Source organism: Acetobacter sp. AN02 (assembly GCF_029759835.1).
Taxonomy (GTDB): Bacteria; Pseudomonadota; Alphaproteobacteria; order Acetobacterales; family Acetobacteraceae; genus Acetobacter.
The window spans coordinates 1-2,492 of record NZ_JAJJND010000163.1 but is presented as its reverse complement, the minus strand read 5'-3'; the positions used below and the strand labels follow the sequence as shown (position 1 = coordinate 2,492).

At 53.9% G+C, this 2,492-nt stretch carries 3 protein-coding genes and 1 pseudogene; all 4 read left to right on the top strand.

What is annotated here, in order from left to right:
- Positions 1-957 (top strand): hypothetical protein (locus LOC54_RS12065; RefSeq protein ID WP_347709405.1); only part of this gene is annotated, 957 nt, incomplete at its 5' end.
- Complete coding sequence (locus LOC54_RS12060) at positions 954-1,190, top strand: hypothetical protein (RefSeq protein WP_279314029.1); 237 nt, start codon at positions 954-956, stop codon at positions 1,188-1,190. The genes LOC54_RS12065 and LOC54_RS12060, both read left to right, overlap by 4 nt.
- A 109-nt stretch (positions 1,191-1,299) precedes the next feature.
- Positions 1,300-1,392 (top strand): annotated as a pseudogene (locus LOC54_RS12055) (IS5/IS1182 family transposase); the annotation flags it as partial.
- Between the two features lie 303 nt (positions 1,393-1,695).
- Positions 1,696-2,466, top strand: a complete 771-nt coding sequence (locus LOC54_RS12050; RefSeq protein WP_279314028.1) for a hypothetical protein — start codon at positions 1,696-1,698, stop codon at positions 2,464-2,466.
- Positions 2,467-2,492 lie beyond the last annotated feature (26 nt).

The following is a 2,492-nucleotide window of genomic DNA, read 5'->3' as shown; positions in this document are numbered from 1 at the left end:
GCTGCGGGGACGTCCGGGAATGGCTCCGTCGGAAACGGTGGTGGTTCTGTAGCGTCCACGGTCACCTATGACGCGGCGACAGGTGCTACGGATGCGCTGGGGCATCATGGTCAGATGCAGCTGGACGACCACATGACGTATACGGGTTCGTCTGCGGACGGGACGACTGATTTTTATACAGTGTATGGTCATCGGCCAGCTGGTACGGCTTCTTCGGGTCAGGCTGTGCTGAGTGCCGGGACGGGCTACACGCTTCCGTCGCAGCGATTTGATTATTACGGAATCAGCAGTGCGGGAAATCAGGCTCTTCTTGATCTTATGTTCCCGCCTGTATCGACGGCCCACAGCGTTTACAACACGGCCACGGCCATAGCGGCGGGGGATTACAAAGGAGCGGCATGGGAGGCTGCGCCTCTTGCGGCGGGGGCCGTCGGTGGTGTTGCGGCGAAGGTTGCCGGGAAGATTATCGGCAGCGGGACAATCCGGGAGGCCGTTGAAAGCGTCGCCGGGTTTGTCAAAAGAAGAGGAGCAGCGGGAGAGGAAAGCGGACTACCTGGCGGCAGCGTAGAAATTCAATCTATGGGTGCAAAAGCTAATGCTCCTGCCGGATTTAAAGCTTATCAAGCTCCGAATGGTGATAAATATTATGAATCACCGGAGGGTTTGATATATGGCCCGGGTTCGAAAGACGGAGATCGGATATCCCATGTTCTGGCTCATACGGCGGAGGACACGACAAAGGCCAAACATTCCGTGTTTAATGTCCAGGGCGACGATGCTCTGGCGCTTGTTGATGAAGCGTGGGCAAAACGATCAGGATCTGGAACTACTCAATCGAATGGAAATCAGGTCTGGTCAGTTGATCTTGGTCGTGTTGTTGGAACGGAAGGAGAAACTTCTGTGCAGATAATAGTTCGTAAAAACACAAGTGATATAATTACGGCATTTCCGAAATGAGAGAAGTGATTTGTCCATACTGTCAACAGGACAGAGTATGGCGTATCAGGCTTCAAGGAGAAAGTGAGGAGGGATATCCACATGCTTTTTGTTTTGAATGTGATACATTGTGGGAAAATGGGGATATAATAAATGATTTAACAGGAATAAACTACGAGGATTATATGGAAAGTAAAGGAGGAAAGGCTGATTGGAAATTGATACAAAAAGGTTATGCTGCAAATGAGATGTAATTTATAAATTATACTTTTATGATATTGTTTTATTTGGAGCCTGATCCAAAAGTTTTTGAACAATACCAGCCAGTTGTGATTCATCCGTCTTTGTAAAGAGATGGAGTGAATGGTGCCATGGACTGGCATTGCCCGACGTGAACATAGCCGGGAAGGACTGCGGTATCCATCGGATATGACGGACGGGGAGTGGGCCTTAATCGGTGCTGTTACGTTAACTTCTGTTCTGTAGATTGCGCTGTATGAGTGCTCGATCAGTCTGAAGCTCAGGGGGAAGCGAAAATATAGCTACACAGCATGCGCGATCAGTTTGCGCCGAAAACGGTGACGTTTGTAGCTGACAGATGGAGCTCTCATGCAGCGCAATCTACAGAACAGAAGTTAACGTGACAGCACCCTTCTGGGGAGTGGCCGGGATCATAAGGAGACGAGTGAGAGCCTGTCTGCGATTGGCGGGAACATCAACGTCGATGCGGGGAGCGTTTCGGGCAGTTACACAACGGATGTGTCGTCAGCGAACGGGTATCTGACGAACACATTCAACTCGCAGAAGCTGAGCAACCAGGCGCAGATCCAGCAGATGGGTGGCCAGCTTGTTGGTGAGGTTGGCGGACAGCTGCCCGACGCTCTGGATGCCGCCGGAGTTCCGGGGTTTGCCGGAAGTGAGGTTTCGGGAGCGTTGGGTCGTATCGCGCTGGAGACGGCGGGGAATGCGGCGGTTGCGGCGATCAGCGGCGGGAATGTCGGGGCCGTAGCTGCAGGCACGGCGGCGGGAGATGTTGCGGCGATCGGGACGCGGCAATGGGTGAAGGGTCTGGCGGGGTCTCTGACGGATGGTCCGCAGGCACAGCGTGCGATAGCGAACCTTCTGAGTAACGCAATAGCGTCCGGAGCGGGTGCGGTGGCGGGTGCGCTGACGGGCGGCCCGGGCAGTACGGCTGTGAATGCCCTCAACGGGGCAGGATATGCATCGGCCATCCAGCAATACAATCAGGATGCCGAGGATGCGAAGGAACCTGCGGGCATTGCTGTTACGGGTGTCAGCAAAAGCGACGGATATGAACCAGCACCTGGACCGGACCCATATGCGGTTGATCCCGGAACGGAGCCTGCTGTTCCGGGTCTGACGGCTGCGGGTCAGAAGGACGGGAATGGTAATTTCGTCTATCGCGTGAGCGGGACGGACACGCTTGTTGCGATCGACGGAAACGGCAATCAGACAGCGCCTTATACCAACCGTTTCTTGATCAGACTCACGGGGTACCCATTGGGCTAAAAATGTGATTCACAGGATGCTGATCA

Excerpts from the sequence above, each read along its gene's own strand:
- LOC54_RS12060 (WP_279314029.1), top strand. The coding sequence starts at position 954 with ATGAGAGAAGTGATTTGTCCATACTGTCAACAGGACAGAGTATGGCGT.